Source organism: Streptomyces sp. NPDC050423 (assembly GCF_040655445.1).
Lineage (GTDB): Bacteria > Actinomycetota > Actinomycetes > Streptomycetales > Streptomycetaceae > Streptomyces.
Genome location: NZ_JBFAJY010000006.1, coordinates 101,478 through 119,188, shown reverse-complemented (window position 1 = coordinate 119,188; position 17,711 = coordinate 101,478). Strand labels below are relative to the sequence as shown.

The following is a 17,711-nucleotide window of genomic DNA, read 5'->3' as shown; positions in this document are numbered from 1 at the left end:
GTCACCGGTCGACGCCTCCCATCACGGGGTCGATGGACGCGACGGCGACGATGACGTCGGCCACTTGGCCGCCCTCGCACATCGCCGCCATGGCCTGGAGGTTGGTGAAGGACGGGTCGCGGAAGTGGACCCGGTAGGGGCGGGTGCCGCCGTCCGAGACGACGTGCACGCCGAGTTCGCCCTTGGGCGACTCGACCGCGGTGTACGTCTGCCCGGCGGGGACCCGGAAGCCCTCGGTCACCAGCTTGAAGTGGTGGATCAGGGCCTCCATGGAGGTGCCCATGATCTTCCTGATGTGGTCGAGCGAGTTGCCGAGTCCGTCCGGTCCGAGCGCGAGCTGCGCGGGCCAGGCGATCTTCTTGTCGGCGACCATGACCGGGCCGGGGGCGAGCCGGTCGATGCACTGCTCGACGATCCGCAGCGACTGGCGCATCTCCTCGAGACGGATGAGGAAGCGGCCGTAGGAGTCGCAGCTGTCCGCCGTGGGGACGTCGAACTCGTAGTCCTCGTACCCGCAGTAGGGGTCCGTCTTGCGCAGGTCGTGCGGGAGCCCGGCGGAGCGCAGGACGGGACCGGTGGCGCCGAGCGCCATGCAGCCGCTCAGGTCGAGGTAGCCGACGTCCTGCATACGGGCCTTGAAGATGGGGTTGCCGGTGGCGAGCTTGTCGTACTCCGGCAGGTTCTTCTTCATGGTCTTCACGAACTCGCGCAGGTGGTCGACCGTGCCCGCGGGCAGGTCCTGGGCGAGTCCGCCGGGCCGGACGAACGCGTGGTTCATCCGCAGGCCGGTGATCAGCTCGAAGAGGTCGAGAACGAGTTCACGATCGCGGAAGCCGTAGATCATGATCGTCGTGGCGCCGAGCTCCATGCCGCCGGTGGCGATGCACACCAGGTGCGAGGAGATCCGGTTGAGCTCCATCAGCAGCACGCGCAGGACGGTGGCCCGGTCGGGGATCTGGTCCTCGATGCCGAGGAGCTTCTCCACCCCCAGGCAGTACGCCGTCTCGTTGAAGAACGGCGTCAGGTAGTCCATGCGCGTGACGAAGGTGGTGCCCTGCGTCCAGTTCCGGAATTCGAGGTTCTTCTCGATGCCGGTGTGGAGGTAGCCGATGCCGCAGCGGGCCTCGGTGACGGTCTCGCCGTCGATCTCCAGGATCAGCCGGAGCACACCGTGCGTGGACGGGTGCTGGGGACCCATGTTGACGATGATGCGCTCGTCGTCGGAGGCGGCCGCCGACTGGACGACCTCGTCCCAGTCGCCGCCGGTGACTGTATATACAGTCCCCTCGGTGGTCGCGCGGGGTGTCGCGTGGGGAGTGGTCATCAGGAGTACGACCTCCGCTGGTCCGGAGCCGGGATCTGGGCGCCCTTGTACTCGACGGCGATGCCGCCGAGCGGGTAGTCCTTGCGCTGCGGGAAGCCCTGCCAGTCGTCCGGCATCATGATCCGGGTGAGGGCCGGGTGCCCGTCGAAGATGAGCCCGAAGAAGTCGTAGGTCTCGCGCTCGTGCCAGTCGTTGGTCGGGTAGACCGCGACGAGGGACGGGACGTGCGGATCGCTGTCCGGCGCGGACACCTCCAGCCGGATGAGCCGGCCGTGGGTGAGGGAGCGCAGGTGGTAGACGGCGTGCAGCTCACGTCCCTTGTCACCGAGGAAGTGGACGCCGCTCACCCCCGTACAGAGCTCGAAGCGCAGTGCCGGGTCGTCGCGCAGGGTCCTGGCGACGGTGAGCAGGTGCTCGCGGGCGATGTGGAAGGTCAGCTCGTCGCGGTCCACGACGGTCTTCTCGATGGCGTTGGCCGGGAGGAGATCCTGTTCCTCCAGGGCCCCTTCGAGCTCGTCGGCCACCTCGTCGAACCAGCCGCCGTACGGGCGCGAGGTGGCGCCCGGCAGGGCGACCGTGCGGATGAGCCCGCCGTAGCCGGAGGTGTCGCCGCTGTTGCCGGCGCCGAACATGCCCTTGCGTACGCCGATGACTTCGCCGTGCTCGTCGCGCGGGGAGGGGACGCCGTTGGCGTTCTGCTCCTGGTCGCTCATCGCAGGAGCCCCTTCATCTCGATCAGGGGCAGTGCGTTGAGCGCCGCTTCCTCCGCCTCGCGGGCGGCCTCCTCCGCGTTGACCCCGAGCTTGGAGCCCTGGATCTTCTGGTGGAGCTTGAGGATCGCGTCGATCAGCATCTCGGGACGCGGCGGGCAACCCGGCAAATAGATGTCAACCGGGACAATATGATCAACACCCTGAACAATGGCGTAATTATTGAACATCCCGCCCGATGACGCGCAAACCCCCATGGAGATGACCCACTTGGGATTCGGCATCTGGTCATAGACCTGCCGCAGAACGGGCGCCATCTTCTGACTGACCCGCCCTGCCACGATCATCAGGTCCGCCTGCCGCGGCGATCCGCGGAAGACCTCCATCCCGAACCGGGCCAGGTCGTAACGACCGGCCCCGGTCGTCATCATCTCGATGGCGCAGCAGGCGAGGCCGAAGGTGGCGGGGAATACGGACGACTTCCGTACCCAGCCGGCGGCCTGCTCGACAGTGGTCAGCACGAAGCCGCTGGGCAGCTTCTCTTCGAGTCCCATGGTGTGCCCCTCAGCCCCTCAGTCCCATTCCAGGCCGCCACGACGCCATACATACGCATAGGCGACGAAGACGGTGAGCACGAAGAGCAGCATCTCGACGAGCCCGAAAATCCCCAGGGCGTCGAAAGTGACCGCCCAGGGATAGAGGAAGACGATCTCGATGTCGAAGACGATGAAGAGCATCGCCGTCAGGTAGTACTTGATCGGGAAGCGGCCGCCTCCGGCTGGAGTGGGTGTGGGTTCGATACCGCACTCGTACGCTTCGAGCTTTGCCCGGTTGTACCGCTTGGGGCCGATAAGCGTGGCACTGACCACGGAGAAGATCGCAAACCCTGCCCCGAGGGCGCCGAGCACGAGGATGGGCGCGTAGGCATTCACGCTCCTCGCTCCTTCCAGTCGTCCTTGACCGTTGGACCGCATCGGGCAATCTGGCTCGCCACCTCACCAAGATCGTGCACATGTGAGGCAGTTCACAAGCCCGACTGCCCCGCATCCTATGCCCGAGGTCCTGTGATCTGCGACACGGGGTGCGACAACGCCTTTGTGATCTCCACCACCTGACGAACGATCATGAAGTCGGATGAGCGGTGATCTTCGTACACGAAGCGGCCGAGTGATCACGAGACGTGACATTCGGTGCCGTTACCGCTGGTCAAAGAGGTGTCGCCCTATCAAGCCGTGGTGGCTGCAGACAAATTGGCGATGGACGCGATGCGGTGATATAGGGATCTGCCCCGGTCTGGGGTGACCAGGGGATCCCCCCGGGGGCATCCGGGAGAGAGTCGCCGGGCACGAAGTGGAAGCATCCAGACATCAGCACCCTTCCGGACGAAAAGGCCATCGCACGCCGCCAGTTCCGCGCTCACGACCCACCCCTCGCGCGAGGTGCTCGTATGCCCATCACACCGAGACCATGCTGTGACCTGCGTCACTCGACCACCCCCGCCACATAAGCGGACCTGGCCAATGGCGTGAACGGATGGTAGGTGACGGGCAATTCGGGCGTATTGCCGAAAACCCGTGATCACGACCTTGATCACGTCCGTCCGATTTGCCCGTTACGGCGTCAATAAAGGCCACCAGGAAGCGGATTCGCAGATTCCGGACGTAACTGTGTCGCAACACACGTTTCTTGATGGGACCCCTGAGGCCCTGATAGCGGTAGTACCCATGTCCCACACCGCTCTCATACCCAGCCACCGGAAGCCCCGCCAGAGCGCCTCGAAATCGGCGCTGCGGGCCGGAGTTGCCAGTGGCGTCCTCAGCACCATCGCGGTCGCAGGCGCTGCCGGTCCGGCCCAGGCCGAGCCGGTGACCCAGACCATCGAGATGCCCACCATCACGGCCGGCCTCTCCACCACCGTCGCGGCGTCCGCCGAGGCCACGCAGCAGGTCGCCCTGGACCTGGAGACGCAGGCCCACGAGGAGGCCGCGGCCACGACCGCCGCCAAGGCCGCCAAGAAGGCCAAGGCCGAGGCCGTCCGCAAGGCCGAGGCCAAGAAGAAGGCCGAAGCGGCCGCCAAGGCCAAGGCGGAGGCCGCCGAGCGCGCCTCCCGCACCGCCGAGCGCACGACGCTCAGCGCCCCCTCGGGCTCCTCCTCGGGCTCCTCCTCGTCCGGTTCCTCGGCGTCGACCACCTCGGCACCGGTCTCCTCCTCGGCCACGGGCTCCGCGGCCGCCGTCGTGTCGTTCGTGCAGATGCAGGTCGGGGACGCGTACGTACCCGGCGGCACCGGCCCCAACTCGTGGGACTGCTCCGGCCTCGTCCAGGCCGCGTTCCGCACGGTGGGCGTCGACCTGCCGCGCGTCTCGCAGAGCCAGTCGACCGCGGGCACCCAGGTCGGGCTCGGCAACCTCCAGCCGGGCGACATCCTGTACTGGGGCAGCGCGGGCAGCGCGTACCACGTCGGGGTCTACGTGGGCGGCGGCCAGTTCGTCGGCGCGCAGAACTCCTCCACCGGTGTGGTGCAGCGCCCGCTGGACTACGACATGCCGACGGGTGCGGTCCGCATCCTCTGAGCCAGGTCCTCCGAGCCGCGCCCACCGGGCCGCACCTCTGAGTTCACGGATTCACAAGCGCCTCGGCGCACCTCGAAGAGCCGTCGCTCCCCCGCTCGGGAGCCGCGGCTCTTCGGCGTTTGTGGCCGAGGTCGCCGGTCGTGTTCGCCGTCGGCGTTCGCGGCGGACGTTTCCGGCGGGAACCCGACCTCACCCCCGACGGAAGACGTTGACGTCGCAAACCTGCCGGACACCGGCCGCGTGCGCTTGTGAACTGGAGCGAACAGCCCCCGGCCCGGCGAACACAGGACGGCCCCGCCATGCCCACGACGGTCACCAGCCCCGCCACCGGCCGCCACCCCGCACGCCCTTACGCGGCCGGTCGGCCGTGCTCTCCGTGACGCTGGGCATCTTCGCCCTCGTCACCCGGGACCCGTGATACTCCGCTGCATGAACACAGAGATCGAGTGGCAGAAGTCGTCCATTTCCGGGGCGGCGGAGAGCAGTACGTCGAGGTGGCTCAGCACGCCGAGCAGATCATGATGCGCGAAAGCGATGATCCCGGCGCGGTGACCACCACCAGCCGCGCCAAGTTCACCGCGTTCATCAAGGGCGTCAAGGCCAGCGAGTTCGACCACTTCACCCAGTAGGGCCGTCAGCCCCCACAGACTGCCGAACCTGCGGGGGCTCCCGTGCGTCTCGCATACGTACATGCCACGGAGCATGCTTGAGCCGCACGCATCGGTTCCTGTGGGAGAACGGCGACACTCCTGACCGGCGGGATGACGCCGGGAGTCTGCCGGGCCCGTCCGGAGTAGGCCAGGCCGCGCTTCACTGCTTCAGACGGATACCGCGCAGGAGTTCATCCCCCTCGCGCATCGCACATTCCGCATACAGCCCCGGCTCGACGAGGACGAACCAGACGGTCTTCGCGTTCCGCACCCGCCCGCCGCGCGTCGTGGTCCCCCACCGCCCGGCCAGGCTCTCGACGATGACGAGTCCGCGCCCGCTCTCCGCGTCGGGAGCGGTGCCCGGATTCAGCAGCCGGCCCGGTTCGTCGTCGGTCACACAGACCATCACCTGACACCGGCTCACCATCACGTCGACCCGGATGCGCGCTGACCGCGTGTGGCAGTGCGCGTTGGACACCACCTCGCTCACGCACAACCGGGCATCGTCGACCAGCCCCGGGTGCTCGGTGGTCCGCAGCAGCGCGCCCACGAAGTCCCGCGCGACGCGGGGTGCGGCCGGGGTGTTGGGCGCGACGAGCCGGTAGCGCTCGCCGCGCTGCGGGAGGTACGGGGCGGGCGGGGGCGGAACGGTTACGGAGGTCATGGCGCGGTCTCCCTACGGGTGCGGGTCTCCGGGGTGGTGCGCAGTGGGTCTTGCTCGTGACATCGGTCGATCCGGCGGACAATCAACTTGCCTATGGATGACTGCACTTCGAGCAACAACGCCTTTGAGCACCTACCAGTGGGACCATAGAGAGCAAGATAGCCACGTAGCAAGATTGCCCCTGCCTTTTCACGCGATCGGGTGGACCGTCATAACCCCGGCACGCGAGACTGCACACGAGCGAAGGATGGTGACATGCCACCAAGGGACAACCCGACTGCGCGCCAGACACGTTTGGGCTGCGAGCTGAGGAAGCTGCGTGAGCAGGCCGGCCGGACCGCCCGCGAGGCCGCCGCGCTCATCTCGACCGACCAGGCGAAGATCAGCCACACAGAATCGGGCCGTATCGGCATCAGCGAGGAGCGAATCCGCCGCCTGGCCAGTTTCTACGCCTGCGACGACGCCGCGTTGATCGAGGCGCTATGCGCCATATCGCGGGAGCATCGGGGCCAGTTCTGGTGGGACGAGTACCGTGGCGTGCTGGCGCCGGGCTTCCTGAACGTCGCGGAGCTGGAACACCACGCGAGCTACCTCCGCTGCCTCCAGGCCATGACGCTGCCGGGGCTGCTCCAGACCCCTGAGTACGCGCGCGCACTGTTCGAAGGCGTGCTGCCCAAGCTCCCCGAGGACGAAGTGGAGGCGAGGGTCGAGCACCGCATGCGCAGGGGCGCGGTACTCGACCGCGAGAAGCCGCCGAAATTCGACGTCATCGTCCATGAGGCAGCCCTCCGGATGCGGGTCGGCGGCCGAAAGGTCGCACGGGCCCAACTGGAGCGCTTCCTGGAGGCGTCGGACCGCCCGTCGATAACTGTGCGCGTGATCCCTTTCGCGAGCGAGAGGTTCGTCGAAGTGACACAGACCGTGCTGTACGCGGGCGGGGTCACGCCACACCTGGACACCGTCCACATCGACGCCCCGTTCAAAGGCGTCCAACTGGACGCCAGGGCCGATCTGCACCGGTACCGCCTTCAACTCGACTACGCGGAGCAGGTCGGCCTGGACCCCGAGGAGTCGCGGAGCTTCATTCACCACCTCACTCGCGACCTGTGATAATCCGCGGCATGAACACTGAAATCAGGTGGCAGAAGTCGTCGTTCTCCGGCGGCGGAGAGCAGTGCGTCGAGGTGGCCCAGGACGCAGAACAGATCCTGATGCGCGAGAGCGACGATCCCGGCGCCGTGACCACCACGAGCCGGGCCAAGTTCGCCGCGTTCATCAAGGGAGTCAAGGCTGGCGAGTTCGACCACTTCGCCCAGTAGGAACCTTCAGCCGCATCGACCACGAGAGCCCCCTGCCCAGCGGCGGGGGGCTTCCGCACGCCTCGAACACATACATGCTCCGGGGCATGGTTGCGCCGCAAGACCGGGTGGCGCTACCGTCACCGTACGTCGCCATCCCGGTCGAGCGCACCGCTCAACCGCGCCAAGAGGCGCATTAACTCTGCGCACATTCAGGTCAGTTGCGGGCCGCGCGCCCCCACACCGCGATCGGACGGTCGACCATGCGTACGTCACCCCGCCCCACCTCCGTGGAGGCCCACGTCGAACGCGGCTTCCGGTTCGAAGTGCTCCGGTACGGCCCCGCGACCGGCTTCGTCCCGGAACCGGTCGACCTCCGCGTCCTGCCCGGCCCCCGCGAAGCGATCCGCGTCATCCGCGTCCAGCTCCGCGCGAGCCACGTCCTCGGGCTGACCCCGCGCGAAGCGGCGCGTGCGCTCTACTGGGCGGACCAGGGCGGCTGGGTGCAGGCGCTCGGCGCACTCCATCGTGGCGAGCCCTGCGGATTCACTCTCCTGCTCCGCAAGGGGCGCCACATCGAGTGGCACGTACGCCCGCTGCTGCACCTCACACTCAGGCCCGCGGGCCCAACTTCGTCAGGCCATTGATGATCCGGTCCATCGCATCGCCACCCGTCGGGTCGGTCAGGTTGGCCAGCATCTTCAGGGTGAACTTCATCAGCAGCGGGTACATGAGACCGCGCTGGGTGGCCATGCCCTCGGTTCGCGCTCGCAGGGATTGGGGACTTCGGCGTCCGTAGCCGACCAGGAGTCCGGGGTTCTCTTCCCAGCGCCCACCGGTCGGACAGCCCGCTTCGTGAAAGCGCCAGGTCAGGCTCACGGAGCATCCCCGCGACTCGCGGGAGTGCTCGTCCGCGCGGGCGGAAGCGAATCGCCGACGGGACACATTAGCGGGACGTTAGCGGCGGGGCCGAGAATGTTGACTCTCCAGGGGACGTCGGGGCGCTGGCTCGCCCCCTTCCCCGGCACGACCACGCCACTCAGCAAAGGAACATGGACATGCGTAGATTCAGGAGTGCCCTCGCGGCAGTTGCGGCCCTGGCCGCCTTCGCCGGGGTGGGTGTCGCGGCGGCACCGGCACAGGCGGCGTCTTACTGCACGACCAAGGGGCAGAAATACTTCTGCGACTACAACATCACGACGACGAAGTTCCCCAACGGGACGAAGGAGGAGTTCGTCGTCGGCTCCGATCACGCGGTGTGGACGAACTGGACCCGTACAGACGGCTCCTGGAACGGGTGGGTGTCCATGGGCGGGTGGGTGCAGAGCCACATCGAGATCAGCTATTTGCAGAACAACCCCTTGGCCTTCACCATCGCGGCTATCGGCGGCGACGACAACTACTGGTTCCGAATGCGCTACCCCGACGGCTCCTGGACCAATTGGCAAGTGAGCTGCACCGTGGCCCCGAACGGTTTTAACTGCCCATGACCGCCGCAGGCGAGTGAGACGGGCCGGACACCCCGAAAGTGGAGTGACCCCCGAAATGCGGCTCTCGCTGGGCCTTGGATACCCGGCGCTCGGTCAACTCGCGTGCCTCACCTGCCTCGTCGGCGTCCGGACCGTCGGCGAAGACAGCGTGGAAGACTCCTTGAGGCGGTAGGCCCGCCCGCCAGATCGGCCGGCCTTGCGCTTGACTGCGCAGGGTCGCGGCCTGGTCGTCGGTGAGGTCCTCCGGGTTCTCCAGCAGGATCCAGCGGGCGCCCTTGAACTTCTTCGCCGCTGCGGGGTCGGGTAGTTGCCGCGTCTCGTTCCAGACCTCGCGGTGCACCACGTCCAGTGACCTCCCCGACGAGCTTGACGGCGCGGAAGGGGCCGATGCAGATCACGGTCTGCGGGTCGTGGTCTTCCTTGCGGACGCTCTTGGCGAAGGCCGGGCCCATATCCGTGCTCACCGCGACCAGTTCGGCGACGCGCTCGGGTCCGAGCTCGGCGAAGAACGTATCGAGCCCACCACACACCCGCCCCCCTCGGCGCGCCACCTCCCCCTGCACGCGGGCACGTTGTGTGCCTCACCGCGATCGGACCCCCGACCATGCGTGCGTCGCCGCCCCGCCCCACCCCCGTGGAGGCCCGCGTCGCACACGGATACCGATTCGAAGTGCTCTGGCCTTCCCCGCCGCCGGCTGCGTCCCGGAACCGGTCGACCTCCGCGTCCTGCCCGCCCCCGCGAAGCCATCCGCGTCATCCGCGTCCAACTCCGCGCGCACCACGTACTCGGGCTGACCCCACGTGAAGCGGCACGGGCGCTCTACTGGGCCGACCAAGGCGGCTGGCGTACAGGCGCTCGGGGCACTCCATCGAGACGAGGCCTGCGGGTTCACGCTTCTGCTCCGCAAGGGGCGCCACATCGAATGGCACGTACGCCCCTGCTCCAACTGGCCCTGACGCCCACGTCGCCGACGCACGGGGGATTCGGTGCGCGATGCCGTCGATCAGCTCATGCACGCCCTGACACAGCAGGCTGACTGCGACGGCCGTGCCGAGGGCCGCGGGTCACGGGTTCGAGAGGCCGGCCCACGCGTGGGCGTTGAGGACTCCCGCGCCGATCGGCGGGCACATCACTCGAGTGACAGTTGTCCGGTGACAAGTGATCTTCCTCGGCGTACCTGGCCTGACCAGGGTTGAGGAATCTTGGATGGCAGAGCTTTGCCGGCTCAGCCATGCGTTCCGGGCCGTGGGCGCCTCGACGCCCGCTAATTTCGTTGAGCCCGCACCTGTGATCGTGTTGGCTGGCGGCGCCGAACTGTCGGTACCGCTGGTGCCCGCTTGGCTGTAGCGCAGGGAGTTAAACGTGCAGGACCGTGTCGTCGACCCCGGTGCCCACAATCGGGCAGCCTGGGACAAGTACGCCCAGGAGGGCAACGAGTGGTCGAGGCCGGTGAGTGCTGAGGACGTCGAGCGCGCCCGCACGGGCGACTGGTCGATTGTCCTCATCGGGCGTGAGCCGGTCGACCGCTCCTGGCTGCCGACGGACCTGACCGGCAAGGACGTGTTGTGCCTGGCCTCCGGCGGTGGCCAGCAGGGCCCGATCCTCGCCGCCGCAGGGGCGCGGGTCACCGTGTTCGACAACTCGCCCCGCCAGCTCGGCCAGGACCGGATGGTGGCGGAGCGCAACGGACTCGAACTGCGCACCGTCCTGGGCGATATGCGCGACCTCAGCGCCTTCGGCGACGCAACATTCGACGTCGTATTCCACCCGGTCTCGAACCTGTTCGCACCCGACTTGGCACCGGTGTGGCGTGAGTGCTTCCGCGTCCTGCGACCGGGCGGAACTCTGCTCGTGGGCTTCCTCAACCCTGATGTGTACTTGTTCGACCACGAGGCCCTCGACGAGCGCGGCGAGCTGGTCGTCGTGCACAAGCTGCCCTACAGCGACGTCACGCACTACTCCGCCGAGGAACGCGCCACGAAGTTCGGCGCGGATGCCGCTCTTGAATACAGCCACACCCTCACCGCCCAGATCGGCGGGCAACTCGCCGCGGGGTTCTTCCTCACCGGCTTCGCAGAAGCACCGGACCAGTCCAACGCATCCGCCCCATACATGTCGAGCTATTTTGCGACACTGGCGGTCAAGCCAGGATGACCCAGCCGCGGCGCCGACCGAGAATGACATCGCCACCAAGTGATCACACCGCTCAACCCCACTGAATAGCTATGTGCGGGGAGCCTGACACCGGCGCCGGGCGTGCGTTCCGCCCTTGCCCGCCCGGCGCCCGTCCGACGCGACAACCGGCTGTCAACGTGCCCCAGCCCCGAAAAGACCGTACCTCGTAAACACAGAGTCCCCGTCAGCACACTGACGAGGACTCATGAACGATCGAGGCTGGAGAGCTAGAACCCAAAGAATAGGACTTTCATGTTCGCCAAAGCGAATGCGACTCCCGCTATCGCAGCGAATGCGGCAGGAAGCCTCAAGATGATGTCATTGTGATGGAAGGCCGAGAACACCTTATCCCCCAAGAAATCGGCAGCCACCTCGGCGCAGCCTCGAATGTTAAACGCCAAGAGGGATCCAATAATGGCGACAACTACCCCTATGACTAGCTCTCCGTAATTGACAGAGTGCGAGGTTCGAGCCGCAAGGATCATTTCGCACATTCTTACCTCCGGAGAAGACGGGGATTCCTTGCCGGCTGATCCTGAACCCATTGACCGAAGTAACCTTGCACACCACTGCTGCCATGCCAATTCCGAACGGGGCAACCAATGCGCCACAAAGGACGGGCCAGGAACACCGGCGCAGTATTTTATCGCGCCCTGTCGATGTCATGACGGTTCGTCGCTACACGTGGAAGATGTATCTTGAGAATCCGTACAGTAGCGTGTGAAGCGCTGCGACAACCAGTGGAACTCTCAGAGACAAGGAAAAGGTCTGAAGTATCCTTTCGTTTCCGTGAGGATCAGCATTGCTCATAAATGGGAGAATTTCACGCCTGATCAGCTTGGCTGATGGATAACCAACGAGCTGGCCAATCATCGAGGTGCCCACCACGCGTCCCCTGATTTCGCTACCGTCTCTGAGTTTGAAGGTCAGCCCGTTGCTGACGCTCACTCTGTTTATTTGTCCGTAGGGGATAACGCTCTCCGTTACCCAATTTCGCACTTTGATCGATCTTTCGGACAGCGTTATCTGGGGGCGAACGGCGAGTACCCATGCCATCCAGGCAATCGTCACGCTAAGGGTTCCACCTGTGAGTGACCTATTGATCAATGATTCCTCCACTTTCCCTGGAACTAGTGCAACGAACGCCCCTACCCCGAACATTGCAACGGTCGCAGCCAGGCCCAGGTAGCGCACCTTGCTGTAGAATTTCATGCCTTTTTGGGTGACGGCTGTAAAATTATTCAAAATAGTAAGTGCCCGCTCACGTGGATCAGTGGGTGGACCCGCCCTCGCCGGGGAGAGGCGAGGTTTGTAGGCGATCAAATGAGTTGGCGTCCCGCGCAAGGGACCCGACTGCCGTACCGGCGGGCAAAGGTGCCCGATCAACGGACTCAGGATGCGCTTTCACATTTCACCTGGTCGTTCACCCATTTCCGGCTGACGATCTTTCCGTCCGACGTCAGGTACTCCCCAGCCTTCAGGGGTGAGGATGGTCGAACTGACTGGTCTATCCAGCTATCTCTGGAGAGATCATACTTGCCTTGGCGGGTGATTTCGGCGACTTCAACGTAGAAGCCCTCGGGGAGTTTCTTGGTAAGGGGTTTCCCTTTAAGGCGGAAGCTATCTGATGTCCCCACCGTGAAGACTCCTTGCGCCACCTCACTGGAAGTAGAATCCTTGGCGCTCCACAGCGTTTCGAAACTCCCCTTTCCTTTGTGCACCTTAAGCACAGTGATTTTGGCACCGGATACCTTACCCGCCGGACAGATGGGGTAGGCAATCACGACGTTCCCGTGGTCGTCCCATCGGTACCCGAACCTCACCGAACTCGGATACGGCCCCCTGCATGAGGTAAGGGCCATGGCGAGGAGAACCAGTGTCGCAATCGCCACCATTCCTGATCTTCTCAGCACGGGGGTACCCGCCCTTCCCGATATCAGCGTCGATCTCGCACCTGTCGTGGCAGGTCTCAGCCATGAAACATTTGGATTTGCCGGCGCTGCATCTTTCGGACTGATTGCTTTCGCCGGCATCGCCGCGGATTGCAGTCGGACTCTGAATTGGGATGACTGTCACGGTATGTTCCACCAGGCGGGTTCTCCACGTATCTCTCTTCGAACTTTTCCGGTAGAAGACATCGGGCTGAATGGGTTCGCACATGGCCAGGAAAATGTCCCCTTCCCGGAGGCTCACCTCTTCCCGAAACACGGTTCCCTTACTCGCGCGCGCACAGAGCGAAACGAACATGAAGAAAAATATCCCATGCCCAAACTACTCATCGGCACGAAATAGGAGTCGATTTCCCGATCGACCAAGCAGGCCAAGCGGCACCCATACGCGGTGGCCGAAAGGCACCCCATCCCGGCCGCACATTCCACTGAGCATGAGTATCTGACCCTTAGGTAATCGTGACAGCTAATTACTCGCTGACACCTCTGAGGGTGACGGATTTCCAGGGGTGAGAGCCGCCACCCTCGCGAACTGCGAGCGCGTTTGCACGTTCTACAGAAGTCTCACGAATGTACGTGCATCGCGCTCAGGATGCGTTTTCACATTTCAGCTGATTGTTCACCCATTTCCGACTGACGATCTTTCCGTGCGACGTCAGGTACTCTCCAGCCTTCAAGGGCGAGGATGGTCGAACTGACTGGTCTATCCAGTCACCCTTGGCAGACTTATGACCATCGCGTGAAATTTCGTCGACACCAACATAGAACCCCTCAGGTAGCGCCTTCGTGAGGGGGGTTCCTCCCTGACGGAAACTGTCCGGCGCTCCCACCGTGAAAATGCCTCGTGCCACCTCGCTGGACGTAGCACCCTTAGCACTCCACAAAGTCTTGAAGCTACTCTTCTCGCCGTGCTGCACCCGGATGGTGATATCGGCACCCGACACCTTGTACCCGGGGCAGATGGGGTAGGCGATCACGACGTTCCCGTGGTCGTCCCATCGGTACCCGAACCTCAGCGAACTTGGATACGGCCCTCTGCACGATGTAAGGGCGGCGGTGAGGAGAAGCAGCGCCGCAACTGCAGTCCTTCCCGGCCTTCTCAACACGGAAGGTATCCGCCTTTCCCTAGGTCGGCATCGATCTCGTACCTGTTTTGGCAAGGGTCCATGCCAGCCGTGAAGTACTTGGGTACAAAGCTGAATCCCGACTTTTCCCACTGCTTGGTGTGGACTCTCTCATGCTCCAATCGCTGAGGGTAGATATATTCTCTTCGAAACCCCGTGACATACGTTCCACCAACGTTTGTCCCTCCACGTCCGTACATGGGTTGCGCTGTCTGGCACACTGTCAGCCCTTGATCTTCAAAGCACTTGGCTCCAGACACGCGTGCCAGAGTCTCGTAGGTGGCACCAGCCAGATGACTCTCCAGCTTGTTGACCTTCCCTATGGCACCCTGCAGGGCCGGCTTGGACTTGTTCCACGCCGTTCCGTAGTTTCCCTTGAGGACGCTCACAAGGACACCGTCCTTCTTGCGGCGTTCTGCCTCGGCTCTGGCCTGCGCTGCCGCTTGTGCCTTGGCTCTGGCGGCAGCAGCCGCTGCCACGTGTGCGGATCTGGCGGCAACCGCCGCTGCGGCGTTGTAGTGGTAGACCTTGTAGGTGCTTGGGTTTGCCCGGTATGCCTGGTAGCGGGGGCTGAACCAGGATTTGGGTGTCTGGTGCCAGACCCATTTTCCGCTCTTGTAGGTGTAGCCCGCGTTCATTCCACGGTCGGAGGCCCAGCGGTCGTCGTTGTACGTGGCGCCGCCGTCCGGGCGGAGGCCGTCCGGGTCGGATTTGGTGAGGGGGCTGTTGTGGGCGTAGCTGTAGGCGTTCATCTGGGCCGGGTCAGCGGTGTCGATGACGGGGTCGACGCTGAGGAAGCGGCCGAGGGTGGGGTCGTATTCGCGGGCGCCGAGGTGGGTGAGGCCGGTGGGGTCGTTGGTTCCGCCGACGAAACCGCGGTTTCCGAAGGCCGTTGACTGTGAGGATCTGAGCTGACCGAAGGGGAGTTGTTTCCTTCGGGTGATGGCGAGCGTTCCAACGGCGATGGCGCTCATCGCGGTGCCCTGGTGGTCGCTGATGAGGTAGGAGACGGCACTGCCGGTGCGGACGGCGACGGTTTCTCCGTTGGAAACGAGCTTCACCGCACCCATCCTCGGATCGTGACATAGAAGAACGCCAGGATCATCAAGAACCCCATAGTCATAAAGAGTCCACCGAAAACCCTTGCCAGACTCCATCCCCAAGACGTCTCATGATGCAACGGCTTCGAGCTGACATGCTTGCCAGATATTTCATCGGCAACTCCCCACCAGTTCCGCCTAATCGCCAATCCTGCCACGATGAAAATAGCGGCAAAAACAAGAATCACCATAGTTACCTCGATTTCTAGATCGACCAAGCAAGCCAAACGGCACCTGAGAGAGGGAATCAGCCTTCGAGCTCGTAACACGATCTTGGTGAAACGTGCTGGTTGGCCGTGACCGGTGTGAAGATTCGGCCGTTCGTGAACGGTGTGAGTACTCGACCGTGGATCGTGGACGATGAGTTGTGGGCGCTGATCGAGCCGTTGTTGCCTCCGTGGCCGGAGCGGTCACCGGGGCCTCGGCCGGTGTCGGACCGGCTCTGTCTCCAGGGCATCCTGTTCGTCCTCTACAACGACATAGCCTGGCAACTTCTGCCCCCGGAACTGGGGTTCGGCTCGGGACAGACGTGCTGGCGCCGCCTGGACCGGTGGCAGAAGGCGGGGGTTTTCGACCGGCTGCACCGGGTCCTGCTCGCCGAGCTGAACGCGGCCGGCGAGCTCGACTGGTCGCGGGCTTGCGTGGATGGTTCTCACATCCGCGCGAAAAAAGGGGGCGCCGATACTGGTCCGTCGCCGGTCGACCGGCGGAAGACGGGCAGCAAACACCACCTGATCTGCGACGGACGCGGCGCCCCGCTCAAAGTCATCACCACCGCGGTGAACGTCAACGACCTCACCCAGACCCTCAATCTGGTCGACGGCATCCCGCCCGTCGCTGGCCGGCCCGGCCGACCGCGACGGCGCCCCGAGGCTGTCCTGGGCGACAAGGCATACGACTCGAAGGCCGTACGCCTGGAACTGCGGCGCCGCAGGATCCTGCCGGTCATCTCCCTCAAGGGTGCCCCGAACATCAAGGGCCTGGGCAAGCTCCGCTACGTCGTCGAGCAGACGTTCGCCCTGCTCCACCAGTTCAAACGTCTCGCCATCCGATGGGAGCGACGCCTCGAACTCCACGACGCCTTGGTCTCGTTGGGCGGCAGCCTCATCTGCTGGAGACGCCTGAAGAAGTTCGGATCATGAATCTGCGCTGCAGTTCTAGGAGTTACGGCTCACGATCGAGTTGGCGTATGACGCAAGATCCTGGGCCCAAACCTGCAGACGCCGTCTCCTGGGCATGTCCAGGAGAGGGAGGGCGTGTCGGTAGGTCGCTGACCAGGTGATGTCGGTGCCGCCATGGGGGGCTCGGGCCAGGTCCACAGACCCTCGATGAGAGGTGAACAGTCCTGCGGCCTGTTCGTAGCTGAACCGCTGGTCGGGAACCATCTCGACGACGCGCTCGCGGCAGCACACACGCCCAGTAAGGGAACGGATGGTGCGCAGGTCATCCACGCGTGCCGGCCGGTCGACTCCCGCAGGCACATCCCACTCGACGTCGGCGTAGGCGGACCACAACGGCCAGGATTCTGCATCCAGGAGCGCCGCGTAGACGACGGCGGGAGACGCCGATGAGTGCGAAGAAGCAGTAACAGCGAGGGACGACACCCCAACAAGGGTAGACCGCGTCTCACCATGATCGTGTTACGAGCTCTTAGGGTCCTGTTGGCTGCACGGGAAGAATCACTCTCCAGGTGAGCAAGCGTATCGGGTTGTACCCGCGTGTCCGCGTCGAGGGCGGTGGCAGCGGGACGGTCTCGCAAGCCGGGGCGGTGCTGTTGGTCGAGATGGTCCGCAAGTCCGGTCTGGACACCGCGATATCGACGGCGTTGGCGCCGTGGCGCAAGCCGCGGGCGGTGCATGATCCGGGCAAGGTATTCCTCTTACGCGAGCGATCCCTCACCAAGTTACGAACATGCCGTTCCGCAGCGGACTGGCCTCGCCTTCGGCGCCGGCTCCTTCGACCGGGCGAGCAGCATGCGGTCGGCCTGGTCCAGGACGTCGTGGGTCAGACCTCGATGTACGCGACGACGGTCTTCAACGCCGTCACCCAGTACAGGAGCCGTACGCGCTCGACGTCGTCGGCGTACTCGCGCAGCCGGGGGCCGGCGGCGCTGCCGGGGATCGGCTCGCCGACGTCGGGGTCGACGGAGACGACGACCAGGGCGCGGTCCAGGGCGTGGATCTCCGCATCGCTGGTCAGGCTCTCCAGCTGCTTCGCCGCAGAGTCGGAGAACGTGATCCGGGCGCGGCGCGGACCGTGTTGCCTGGGCATCAGGCGACGGCCGGGCGCTGGGCTGCGCGGCGGGCGAGGTGGGCCTCGCGCAGCTCCTCCCGCGGGGTGCACTGCTCGGAGGACGGGTAGGGCAAGCACGTGAAGCTCCTGGCGGAAATGGGCGATCTTGTTACAGAACCCGTCTGCCAGGAGCTTCGTCGTCGTGCAGGAGCGTCCAACTTGCGGTCATTCTCGACAGGTTGGAAAAGGCTCAGCGGGCGCCCTAAAAAGGCTCGTTATCCTTTATCTTGCTTTTTCCGCGCCGTTGAAGGAACCGGCCCACGAGGGCCGCTGAGCCTATTGCGAAGGCGGGCGGCACGATGACTCCATAAAGGCCACCGAGCCACCTGGCCCATGCCGTAACCGCCACTATCAGGATCCC

Annotated in this window: 21 protein-coding genes and 3 pseudogenes; 10 read left to right on the top strand and 14 right to left on the bottom strand. The window is 64.8% G+C overall.

All coding sequences use genetic code 11. The annotated features are described in order from the left end of the window. Position 1 precedes the first annotated feature (1 nt). Genes AB0I52_RS07090 through AB0I52_RS07075 form a run of 4 tightly spaced genes read right to left on the bottom strand, consistent with a single transcriptional unit; the run spans position 2 to position 2,966 of the window. Entirely contained in the window at positions 2–1,324 is a 1,323-nt protein-coding gene (locus AB0I52_RS07090) for an NADH-quinone oxidoreductase subunit D (RefSeq protein ID WP_362960490.1), read from the bottom strand. Further along, positions 1,324–2,037, bottom strand: a complete 714-nt coding sequence (locus AB0I52_RS07085) for an NADH-quinone oxidoreductase subunit C (protein ID WP_363069725.1) — start codon at positions 2,035–2,037, stop codon at positions 1,324–1,326. The genes AB0I52_RS07090 and AB0I52_RS07085 overlap by 1 nt, the downstream gene beginning before the upstream one ends. Beyond that, a complete protein-coding gene (locus tag AB0I52_RS07080) occupies positions 2,034–2,588 on the bottom strand; it encodes an NADH-quinone oxidoreductase subunit B (RefSeq protein ID WP_024491742.1) in 555 nt (184 codons plus the stop codon). The genes AB0I52_RS07085 and AB0I52_RS07080 overlap by 4 nt, the downstream gene beginning before the upstream one ends. Before the next feature lie 18 nt (positions 2,589–2,606). Next, positions 2,607–2,966: an NADH-quinone oxidoreductase subunit A gene (locus tag AB0I52_RS07075; protein WP_123460983.1), complete on the bottom strand. Its 360-nt coding sequence runs from the start codon at positions 2,964–2,966 to the stop codon at positions 2,607–2,609. 792 nt (positions 2,967–3,758) lie between these two features. Here AB0I52_RS07075 and AB0I52_RS07070 point away from each other — a divergent pair. Then, on the top strand, positions 3,759–4,607 hold the full coding sequence (locus tag AB0I52_RS07070) for a C40 family peptidase (protein WP_363069723.1): 849 nt from the start codon (positions 3,759–3,761) through the stop codon (positions 4,605–4,607). Positions 4,608–5,053: 446 nt separating this feature from the next. Further along, positions 5,054–5,236 carry a DUF397 domain-containing protein gene (locus tag AB0I52_RS07065; RefSeq protein WP_363069721.1) on the top strand — a complete coding sequence of 61 codons (183 nt, stop codon included), beginning with the start codon at positions 5,054–5,056 and terminating at the stop codon, positions 5,234–5,236. A 181-nt stretch (positions 5,237–5,417) separates the two neighbouring features. On the opposite strand, the gene AB0I52_RS07060 is transcribed toward AB0I52_RS07065, so the two are convergent. Continuing rightward, positions 5,418–5,921 carry an ATP-binding protein gene (locus AB0I52_RS07060; protein WP_363069719.1) on the bottom strand — a complete coding sequence of 168 codons (504 nt, stop codon included), beginning with the start codon at positions 5,919–5,921 and terminating at the stop codon, positions 5,418–5,420. 255 nt (positions 5,922–6,176) lie between these two features. On the opposite strand from AB0I52_RS07060, the gene AB0I52_RS07055 reads away from it, so the two are divergent. From AB0I52_RS07055 to AB0I52_RS07045, 3 genes are all read left to right on the top strand, one after another. Then, positions 6,177–7,031 (top strand): helix-turn-helix transcriptional regulator, encoded by an 855-nt coding sequence (locus tag AB0I52_RS07055; RefSeq protein ID WP_363069717.1) that lies wholly within the window; start codon positions 6,177–6,179, stop codon positions 7,029–7,031. Positions 7,032–7,042: 11 nt separating this feature from the next. After that, the gene (locus AB0I52_RS07050; RefSeq protein ID WP_363069715.1) at positions 7,043–7,240 is read left to right on the top strand and encodes a DUF397 domain-containing protein; all 198 of its coding nucleotides are present in this window, start codon (positions 7,043–7,045) and stop codon (positions 7,238–7,240) included. 242 nt (positions 7,241–7,482) lie between these two features. Then, on the top strand, positions 7,483–7,866 hold the full coding sequence (locus tag AB0I52_RS07045; RefSeq protein WP_363069713.1) for a hypothetical protein: 384 nt from the start codon (positions 7,483–7,485) through the stop codon (positions 7,864–7,866). Here AB0I52_RS07045 and AB0I52_RS07040 read toward each other — a convergent pair. Beyond that, positions 7,832–7,972 (bottom strand): annotated as a pseudogene (locus AB0I52_RS07040) (FAD-dependent oxidoreductase); the annotation flags it as partial. The gene AB0I52_RS07045 and the pseudogene AB0I52_RS07040 overlap by 35 nt on opposite strands. A gap of 305 nt (positions 7,973–8,277) precedes the next feature. Here AB0I52_RS07040 and AB0I52_RS07035 point away from each other — a divergent pair. Further along, positions 8,278–8,709, top strand: a complete 432-nt coding sequence (locus AB0I52_RS07035) for a hypothetical protein (RefSeq protein WP_363069711.1) — start codon at positions 8,278–8,280, stop codon at positions 8,707–8,709. Here the strand turns inward: AB0I52_RS07035 and AB0I52_RS07030 are convergent. Continuing rightward, the gene (locus tag AB0I52_RS07030) at positions 8,696–9,052 is read right to left on the bottom strand and encodes a hypothetical protein (RefSeq protein WP_363069709.1); all 357 of its coding nucleotides are present in this window, start codon (positions 9,050–9,052) and stop codon (positions 8,696–8,698) included. The genes AB0I52_RS07035 and AB0I52_RS07030 overlap by 14 nt on opposite strands. 644 nt (positions 9,053–9,696) lie before the next feature. Continuing rightward, positions 9,697–9,813 (bottom strand): annotated as a pseudogene (locus AB0I52_RS07025) (hydroxymethylbilane synthase); the annotation flags it as partial. Between the two features lie 259 nt (positions 9,814–10,072). Here AB0I52_RS07025 and AB0I52_RS07020 point away from each other — a divergent pair. Then, the gene (locus AB0I52_RS07020; RefSeq protein ID WP_363069707.1) at positions 10,073–10,864 is read left to right on the top strand and encodes a class I SAM-dependent methyltransferase; all 792 of its coding nucleotides are present in this window, start codon (positions 10,073–10,075) and stop codon (positions 10,862–10,864) included. 699 nt (positions 10,865–11,563) lie between these two features. Here the strand turns inward: AB0I52_RS07020 and AB0I52_RS07015 are convergent. Together AB0I52_RS07015 and AB0I52_RS07010 are read right to left on the bottom strand one after the other, a co-directional pair. Continuing rightward, positions 11,564–12,097, bottom strand: coding sequence for a hypothetical protein (locus AB0I52_RS07015; protein ID WP_363069705.1), 534 nt, complete (start codon positions 12,095–12,097; stop codon positions 11,564–11,566). A 179-nt stretch (positions 12,098–12,276) separates the two neighbouring features. Then, positions 12,277–12,669, bottom strand: coding sequence for a hypothetical protein (locus tag AB0I52_RS07010; RefSeq protein WP_363069703.1), 393 nt, complete (start codon positions 12,667–12,669; stop codon positions 12,277–12,279). Between the two features lie 76 nt (positions 12,670–12,745). Here AB0I52_RS07010 and AB0I52_RS07005 point away from each other — a divergent pair, with 76 nt between their 5' ends. After that, the gene (locus AB0I52_RS07005; protein WP_363069701.1) at positions 12,746–13,177 is read left to right on the top strand and encodes a hypothetical protein; all 432 of its coding nucleotides are present in this window, start codon (positions 12,746–12,748) and stop codon (positions 13,175–13,177) included. A 244-nt stretch (positions 13,178–13,421) separates the two neighbouring features. On the opposite strand, the gene AB0I52_RS07000 is transcribed toward AB0I52_RS07005, so the two are convergent. Beyond that, entirely contained in the window at positions 13,422–13,811 is a 390-nt protein-coding gene (locus AB0I52_RS07000) for a hypothetical protein (protein ID WP_363069699.1), read from the bottom strand. A gap of 122 nt (positions 13,812–13,933) precedes the next feature. Continuing rightward, positions 13,934–15,028, bottom strand: coding sequence for an RHS repeat-associated core domain-containing protein (locus AB0I52_RS06995; RefSeq protein ID WP_363069697.1), 1,095 nt, complete (start codon positions 15,026–15,028; stop codon positions 13,934–13,936). Positions 15,029–15,390: 362 nt separating this feature from the next. Here AB0I52_RS06995 and AB0I52_RS06990 point away from each other — a divergent pair, with 362 nt between their 5' ends. Further along, positions 15,391–16,200 (top strand): IS5 family transposase, encoded by an 810-nt coding sequence (locus AB0I52_RS06990; RefSeq protein WP_363069695.1) that lies wholly within the window; start codon positions 15,391–15,393, stop codon positions 16,198–16,200. A 15-nt stretch (positions 16,201–16,215) separates the two neighbouring features. Here AB0I52_RS06990 and AB0I52_RS06985 read toward each other — a convergent pair whose 3' ends face one another. Beyond that, positions 16,216–16,662, bottom strand: coding sequence for an SRPBCC family protein (locus AB0I52_RS06985; RefSeq protein WP_363069693.1), 447 nt, complete (start codon positions 16,660–16,662; stop codon positions 16,216–16,218). An 86-nt stretch (positions 16,663–16,748) separates the two neighbouring features. Between AB0I52_RS06985 and AB0I52_RS06980 the strand changes: the two are divergent. Then, positions 16,749–16,937, top strand: a pseudogene (locus AB0I52_RS06980) (IS1380 family transposase); the annotation flags it as partial. 125 nt (positions 16,938–17,062) lie between these two features. Here the strand turns inward: AB0I52_RS06980 and AB0I52_RS06975 are convergent. Next, entirely contained in the window at positions 17,063–17,329 is a 267-nt protein-coding gene (locus tag AB0I52_RS06975) for a hypothetical protein (RefSeq protein ID WP_363069691.1), read from the bottom strand. Between the last annotated feature and the right edge of the window lie 382 nt (positions 17,330–17,711).

Coding starts and splice junctions, on each gene's coding strand:
- AB0I52_RS07090 (WP_362960490.1), bottom strand. CDS start 1,324: ATGACCACTCCCCACGCGACACCCCGCGCGACCACCGAGGGGACTGTA.
- AB0I52_RS07085 (WP_363069725.1), bottom strand. CDS start 2,037: ATGAGCGACCAGGAGCAGAACGCCAACGGCGTCCCCTCCCCGCGCGAC.
- AB0I52_RS07080 (WP_024491742.1), bottom strand. CDS start 2,588: ATGGGACTCGAAGAGAAGCTGCCCAGCGGCTTCGTGCTGACCACTGTC.
- AB0I52_RS07070 (WP_363069723.1), top strand. CDS start 3,759: ATGTCCCACACCGCTCTCATACCCAGCCACCGGAAGCCCCGCCAGAGC.
- AB0I52_RS07060 (WP_363069719.1), bottom strand. CDS start 5,921: ATGACCTCCGTAACCGTTCCGCCCCCGCCCGCCCCGTACCTCCCGCAG.
- AB0I52_RS07055 (WP_363069717.1), top strand. CDS start 6,177: ATGCCACCAAGGGACAACCCGACTGCGCGCCAGACACGTTTGGGCTGC.
- AB0I52_RS07050 (WP_363069715.1), top strand. CDS start 7,043: ATGAACACTGAAATCAGGTGGCAGAAGTCGTCGTTCTCCGGCGGCGGA.
- AB0I52_RS07045 (WP_363069713.1), top strand. CDS start 7,483: ATGCGTACGTCACCCCGCCCCACCTCCGTGGAGGCCCACGTCGAACGC.
- AB0I52_RS07035 (WP_363069711.1), top strand. CDS start 8,278: ATGCGTAGATTCAGGAGTGCCCTCGCGGCAGTTGCGGCCCTGGCCGCC.
- AB0I52_RS07015 (WP_363069705.1), bottom strand. CDS start 12,097: ATGAAATTCTACAGCAAGGTGCGCTACCTGGGCCTGGCTGCGACCGTT.
- AB0I52_RS07005 (WP_363069701.1), top strand. CDS start 12,746: ATGGCGAGGAGAACCAGTGTCGCAATCGCCACCATTCCTGATCTTCTC.
- AB0I52_RS06995 (WP_363069697.1), bottom strand. CDS start 15,028: ATGGGTGCGGTGAAGCTCGTTTCCAACGGAGAAACCGTCGCCGTCCGC.
- AB0I52_RS06975 (WP_363069691.1), bottom strand. CDS start 17,329: ATGCCCAGGCAACACGGTCCGCGCCGCGCCCGGATCACGTTCTCCGAC.